We start from the raw sequence: 6,751 nt of genomic DNA, 5'->3' as shown, positions 1-6,751 counted from the left end.
CTGATCAACCGTCTGATCAACCGTCTGATCAACCGTGTGTGAGACGCAGACCGGACGAGTCCCGCCGCCTGCCACCCGACCGGCTCAAGGCCCCGCGCGAGGGGTGGCGCCCGGCGTCCGATTCGGGTACGAACGACCCAGTAGCACCGGTCGGTAGCCACCAGCCCCGGCCGTCCCCTTTCGCGGCGAGGTGATCCCATGTCCGCCCCCACCGAGAACCGCAGCACCGTCACCGAGCGTGAGGCCCGTCAGGTCGCGGAGGCCGCGCGGGAGCGGGACTGGCACAAGCCCAGTTTCGCCAAGGAGCTGTTCCTGGGGCGGTTCCGGCTCGATCTGGTGCATCCGCATCCGATGCCCGGCGAGGAGTCCGTACGGCGCGGTGAGGAGTTCCTGGCCAAGCTGCGGGCCTTCTGCGAGGCGGAGATCGACTCCGCGCGGATCGAGCGGGAGGCGCGCATACCCGACGAGGTCGTGGCGGGGCTGAAGGAACTCGGCGCCCTCGGGATGAAGATCGACCCGAAGTACGGCGGTCTCGGCCTCAGCCAGCTGTACTACAACAAGGCCCTCGCCCTGGTCGGCTCCGTGAGCCCCGCCGTCGGCGCCCTGCTCTCCGCGCACCAGTCGATCGGCGTGCCCCAGCCGCTGAAGATGTTCGGCACGGAGGAGCAGAAAGAGGCATTTCTGCCGCGGTGTGCGCGCAGCGACATCTCCGCCTTCCTGCTCACCGAGCCCGATGTCGGGTCCGACCCGGCGCGGCTCGCCACCACCGCCGTACCGGACGGTGACGAGTACGTCCTCGACGGGGTGAAGCTGTGGACGACCAACGGCGTCGTCGCCGATCTGCTCGTCGTCATGGCGCGGGTGCCGAAGTCCGAGGGGCACAAGGGCGGCATCACCGCGTTCGTCGTGGAGGCGGGCTCCGAAGGCATCACCGTCGAGCACCGCAACGCCTTCATGGGGCTGCGCGGCATCGAGAACGGTGTGACCCGCTTCCACCGGGTGCGGGTGCCGGCCGGACACCGAATAGGCCCCGAGGGCGCCGGTCTGAAGATCGCGCTCACCACCCTCAACACCGGCCGCCTCTCGCTGCCCGCGATGTGCGCCGGTGCCGGCAAATGGTGTCTGAAAATCGCCCGTGAATGGTCGGCGGAGCGCGAGCAGTGGGGCAAGCCCCTCGCCCTGCACGAAGCCGTCGGCGCGAAGATCAGCTTCATCGCGGCGACCACCTTCGCCTTGGAGGCGGTGCTCGACCTCTCCTCCCAGATGGCCGACGAGGACCGCAACGACATCCGCATCGAGGCCGCCCTCGCCAAGCTCTACGGCTCCGAGATGGCCTGGCGGATGGCCGACGAGCTGGTCCAGATCCGGGGCGGGCGAGGCTATGAGACGGCCGAGTCGCTCAAGGCGCGCGGCGAACGGGCCGTACCCGCCGAGCAGATGCTGCGCGATCTGCGCATCAACCGGATCTTCGAGGGCTCCACGGAGATCATGCATCTGCTGATCGCGCGCGAGGCCGTGGACGCCCATCTCGCCGTCGCCGGTGACCTCATCGATCCGGCCAAGTCCCTGCCGGAGAAGGCGAAAGCGGGTGCGCAGGCCGGGGTCTTCTACGCCAAGTGGCTGCCGAAGCTCGTCGCCGGGCCCGGCCAACTGCCCAGCTCCTACGGCGAGTTCCGGCACGGCGTCGACCTGTCCACCCATCTGCGCTACATCGAGCGCACGTCCCGCAGGCTGGCCCGTGCCACCTTCTACGGCATGTCCCGCTGGCAGGGCCGGATGGAGACCAAGCAGGGCTTCCTCGGCCGGATCGTGGACATCGGCGCGGAGCTGTTCGCGATGAGCGCGGCCTGCGTACGGGCCGAGCGGCTGCGCACCCGCGACGAGCACGGCCGGGAGGCGTACCAGCTCGCCGACGCATTCTGCCGCCAGGCCCGTGTCCGCATCGAGGAGCTGTTCGGGCGGCTGTGGACCAACACCGACGACCTCGACCGCAAGGTCGTCAAGGGTGTCCTCGGCGGCGCCTACACCTGGCTGGAGGAGGGCATCGTGGACCCGTCGCAGGACGGGCCGTGGATCGCCGACGCGACCCCCGGGCCCTCGGCACACGAGAACGCCCGGCGGCCGTACGGCGGCTAGCGGTACCCGGTCAGAAGTGTCAGCAGTACTTGTCGCTGGGGTCCCGCGTCGTCCAGGAGCAGGACCAGACCTTGGCACCGCTCGCCTTCGTGAGCGTGGCCGTGTCCTTGTCGTTGTTCCAGACGTAGGCGCGGCGGCCCTGGTACCTGTCCGAGGTGGTGGCCTTGCCGGAGCCGGTGTGGATCTTCAGGTACTTCCCGGCGCCGATCTTGATGTTCGGGAAGACGTACCGGTGGTTCGAGGCGTCCTTGAGCACCCAGCCCTTGAGCGAGACCGCCGAGCCGCCGGTGTTCTTGATCTGCACCCACTCGCCGTTCAGGCTCGTGTTCGAGCGGTTGTCCGAGCCTGGGCTGTCGAACCAGACGTGGTAGATCTTCACACCCCCGGCGGCCTGGGCCGGGGTGTTGAGCAGGGTGCCGGTGAGCAGGGCCGCACCGGCGAGGGCGGGCAGGGCGGCGCGCAGCCGTATGGTCCGCATGAAGAGATCCCCCCCCAAGGGAAACAGAAGCGAAGACTGAAGTGCTATCACAGGATCTTCACTCTTACTTCTCATTCGGACACACTCCCTGAGGGGACACATGTTCCCCGGGGGGACACCCTGTCCTGCCTGTCACCCCCAGCGGCCACAATGGGGGGATGACCGACAGCCCTGCCCGTCCGGCACCCCTCGCCGACCCCCACCTCGTCTACGACCCCCTCGCCGGCGACGGCCCCAAGGACGTGGTGGTCCTCGGCTCCACCGGATCCATCGGCACCCAGGCCATCGACCTCGTGCTGCGCAACCCCGACCGCTTCCGCGTCACCGCGCTGTCCGCCAACGGCGGCCGGGTCGCCCTCCTCGCCGAGCAGGCGCACCGGCTGCGGGTGCGCACCGTCTCGGTCGCCCGCGAGGACGCCGTACCGGCCCTGCGCGAGGCGCTCGCCGCCGCGTACGGCCCGGGCGAGCCGCTGCCCGAGATCCTCGCCGGACCGCAGGCGGCCACCGAGCTGGCCGCGTCCGACTGCCACACCGTGCTGAACGGCATCACCGGCTCCATCGGCCTCGCGCCGACCCTCGCCGCCCTGGAAGCGGGCCGCACCCTCGCGCTCGCCAACAAGGAGTCGCTGATCGTCGGCGGCCCGCTGGTCACCGCGCTGGCGAAGCCCGGCCAGATCATCCCGGTCGACTCCGAGCACGCCGCTCTCTTCCAGGCCCTCGCCGCCGGCACCCGCGCCGATGTGCGCAAGCTGGTCGTCACCGCCTCCGGCGGCCCCTTCCGCGGCCGCAGCAAGGCGGACCTCGCGGACGTCACCGTCCAGGACGCCCTCGCCCACCCCACCTGGGCGATGGGCCCGGTGATCACGGTCAACTCCGCGACCCTGGTCAACAAGGGCCTGGAGGTCATCGAGGCACATCTGCTGTACGACATCCCGTTCGACCGCATCGAGGTGGTCGTGCACCCGCAGTCGTACGTCCACTCGATGGTCGAGTTCTCCGACGGCTCGACGATCGCCCAGGCCACGCCGCCCGACATGCGGGGCCCGATCGCCATCGGACTCGGCTGGCCCGAACGGGTTCCGGACGCCGCGCCCGCCTTCGACTGGAGCAAGGCGTCCACCTGGGAGTTCTTCCCGCTGGACAACGACGCCTTCCCCTCGGTGAATCTGGCCCGGCACGTCGGAGAGCTCGCGGGGACGGCTCCGGCAGTGTTCAATGCCGCCAACGAGGAGTGCGTCGAGGCTTTCCTGAACGGCGCGCTGCCCTTCAACGGGATCATGGAGACCGTCACCCGGGTCGTCGAGGAACACGGCACACCGGAAACGGGAACTTCGCTCACGGTGTCGGACGTCCTCGAAGCGGAGACCTGGGCGCGGACCCGGGCCCGTGAGATCACAGCCAAGACGGCGACCGCGGAGGCGCGTGCATGACGACCTTGATGTTCATCCTCGGCATAGTGGTCTTCGCGTTCGGTCTGCTCGTCTCGATCGCGTGGCACGAGCTGGGGCACCTGTCGACGGCCAAGCTCTTCGGCATCCGCGTCCCGCAGTACATGGTCGGCTTCGGCCCCACCGTGTGGTCGCGCAAGAAGGGCGACACCGAGTACGGCATCAAGGCGATCCCGCTCGGCGGCTACATCCGCATGATCGGCATGTTCCCGCCGGACAACGCGGGCCGGATCTCCGCCCGTTCCACCTCACCGTGGCGCGGAATGATCGAGGACGCCCGCTCGGCGGCCTACGAGGAGCTCCAGCCCGGCGACGAGACGCGCATGTTCTACACGCGCAAGCCCTGGAAGCGCGTCATCGTCATGTTCGCGGGCCCGTTCATGAACCTGGTGCTCGCCATCGCCCTGTTCCTCGTCGCGCTGATGGGCTTCGGCATCCAGAAGGAAACCACTCACGTGGAGTCCGTCTCGCCCTGCGTCATCGCGCAGAGCCAGCACCGCGACAGCTGCAAGAAGTCCGACCCGGCGTCCCCCGCGGCCAAGGCCGGCGTGAAGGCGGGCGACCGGATCGTCTCCTTCGACGGCCACCCGACCAAGGACTGGAACACGCTTTCGGACCTCATCCGGGCCGACGCGGGCAAGAGCGTCGCGATCGTGGTCGACCGCAAGGGCGAGCAGGTGACCCTGCACGCCACGATCGCCACCAACGAGGTCGCCAAGAAGGACTCCAGCGGCAACTACGTCGAGGGCACCGTGAAGGCCGGCTTCCTCGGCTTCAGCCCCGCCACCGGCGTGCAGAAGCAGGGCTTCGGCGACTCGGTGACCTGGATGGGCGACCGGGTCGGTGACGCCGTCGACTCGCTTGCCGCCCTGCCCGGCAAGATCCCGGCCCTGTGGGACGCGGCCTTCGACAACGCCCCGCGCCAGCCGGACTCCCCGATGGGCATCGTCGGCGCGGCCCGTATCACCGGTGACATCGCCACCCTGGACATCCCCGCCTCCCAGCAGGTGGCGATGTTCGTGATGCTGCTCGCCGGCTTCAACCTCTCGCTGTTCCTGTTCAACATGCTCCCGCTGCTCCCGCTCGACGGCGGCCACATCGCCGGCGCCCTGTGGGAGGCGCTGCGGCGCAACCTGGCCCGGGTGCTGCGCCGCCCGGACCCGGGCCCGTTCGACGTGGCCAAGCTGATGCCGGTGGCGTACGTGGTGGCCGGGATCTTCGTCTGCTTCACCGTCCTGGTGCTGATCGCGGACGTCGTCAACCCGGTCAAAATCTCCTAGCCATCGGACGTTCACGGCGGCCCGGGACCCTGAGGTTCCGGGCCGCTTCCCGTGCGGCGTCCGGACGCCCCCCAATGAGGGGGTTTCCCGGGTGGGATGTGCCCGCGCACGCGCCGGTGCCGTAATCTCGGATGCCGGAGCCCGCCGTAGCACGGGGCCGGATCTTGATCCACGACTTGGGGTTGCACAGCAGATGACTGCGATTTCTCTCGGCATGCCGTCCGTACCGACCAAGCTCGCCGAGCGCCGCAAGAGCCGGCAGATCCAGGTCGGAAGCGTGGCGGTCGGCGGAGACGCGCCCGTATCGGTCCAGTCGATGACCACGACCCGTACGTCCGACATCGGCGCCACCCTCCAGCAGATCGCCGAGCTGACCGCCTCCGGCTGCCAGATCGTCCGCGTGGCCTGCCCCACCCAGGACGACGCCGACGCGCTCGCCACCATCGCGCGCAAGTCCCAGCTCCCGGTGATCGCGGACATCCACTTCCAGCCCAAGTACGTCTTCGCCGCCATCGAGGCCGGCTGCGCCGCGGTCCGGGTGAACCCGGGCAACATCAAGAAGTTCGACGACCAGGTCAAGGAGATCGCCCAGGTCGCCAAGGAGCACGGCACCCCGATCCGCATCGGTGTGAACGCGGGCTCGCTGGACCGCCGCCTGCTCCAGAAGTACGGCAAGGCCACCCCGGAGGCGCTGGTCGAGAGCGCCCTGTGGGAAGCCTCCCTCTTCGAGGAGCACGACTTCCGCGACATCAAGATCTCGGTCAAGCACAACGACCCGGTCGTCATGATCGAGGCGTACCGCCAGCTCGCCGCGCAGTGCGACTACCCCCTGCACCTCGGCGTCACCGAGGCCGGCCCCGCCTTCCAGGGCACCATCAAGTCGGCCGTCGCCTTCGGCGCGCTGCTCTCCGAGGGCATCGGCGACACCATCCGCGTCTCCCTCTCCGCGCCTCCGGTCGAGGAGGTCAAGGTCGGCACCCAGATCCTGGAGTCCCTGAACCTGCGCCAGCGCGGCCTGGAGATCGTCTCCTGCCCCTCCTGCGGCCGCGCCCAGGTCGACGTCTACAAGCTCGCCGAAGAGGTCACCGCGGGCCTCACCGGCATGGACGTCCCGCTCCGCGTCGCCGTCATGGGCTGCGTCGTCAACGGCCCCGGCGAGGCCCGCGAGGCCGACCTGGGCGTCGCCTCCGGCAACGGCAAGGGCCAGATCTTCGTCAAGGGCGAGGTCATCAAGACCGTCCCCGAGTCCAAGATCGTGGAGACCCTCATCGAGGAGGCCATGAAGCTGGCCGAGAAGATGCAGGACGAGGGCGTGGAGTCCGGCGAGCCCTCGGTCTCCGTCGCGGGCTGACCCGTACGACATCACGAGTCCCGTCACCCCTCGGTGGCGGGACTCGTGATGTCGTACG

The 6,751-nt window shown here is 69.4% G+C and carries 5 protein-coding genes; 4 read left to right on the top strand and 1 reads right to left on the bottom strand.

What is annotated here, in order from left to right; genetic code table 11:
- Nucleotides 1–198: 198 nt before the first annotated feature.
- Nucleotides 199–2,136 (top strand): acyl-CoA dehydrogenase family protein, encoded by a 1,938-nt coding sequence (locus CCN72_RS26765; protein WP_086810318.1) that lies wholly within the window; start codon nucleotides 199–201, stop codon nucleotides 2,134–2,136.
- 19 nt (nucleotides 2,137–2,155) lie between these two features.
- Here CCN72_RS26765 and CCN72_RS26760 read toward each other — a convergent pair whose 3' ends face one another.
- Nucleotides 2,156–2,614, bottom strand: coding sequence for a lamin tail domain-containing protein (locus tag CCN72_RS26760; protein ID WP_086810316.1), 459 nt, complete (start codon nucleotides 2,612–2,614; stop codon nucleotides 2,156–2,158).
- A 158-nt stretch (nucleotides 2,615–2,772) separates the two neighbouring features.
- Here CCN72_RS26760 and dxr point away from each other — a divergent pair, with 158 nt between their 5' ends.
- From dxr to ispG, 3 genes are all read left to right on the top strand, one after another.
- Nucleotides 2,773–4,044: a 1-deoxy-D-xylulose-5-phosphate reductoisomerase gene (dxr, locus tag CCN72_RS26755; protein ID WP_086810314.1), complete on the top strand. Its 1,272-nt coding sequence runs from the start codon at nucleotides 2,773–2,775 to the stop codon at nucleotides 4,042–4,044.
- Complete coding sequence (locus CCN72_RS26750) at nucleotides 4,041–5,342, top strand: M50 family metallopeptidase (RefSeq protein ID WP_086810312.1); 1,302 nt, start codon at nucleotides 4,041–4,043, stop codon at nucleotides 5,340–5,342. The genes dxr and CCN72_RS26750 overlap by 4 nt, the downstream gene beginning before the upstream one ends.
- 193 nt (nucleotides 5,343–5,535) lie before the next feature.
- The gene (gene ispG / locus CCN72_RS26745; RefSeq protein WP_085566817.1) at nucleotides 5,536–6,693 is read left to right on the top strand and encodes a flavodoxin-dependent (E)-4-hydroxy-3-methylbut-2-enyl-diphosphate synthase; all 1,158 of its coding nucleotides are present in this window, start codon (nucleotides 5,536–5,538) and stop codon (nucleotides 6,691–6,693) included.
- Nucleotides 6,694–6,751: the final 58 nt, after the last annotated feature.

The organism is Streptomyces murinus (genome assembly GCF_002154555.1).
GTDB lineage: Bacteria > Actinomycetota > Actinomycetes > Streptomycetales > Streptomycetaceae > Streptomyces > Streptomyces murinus.
This window is presented reverse-complemented; position numbering and strand designations above follow the sequence as displayed.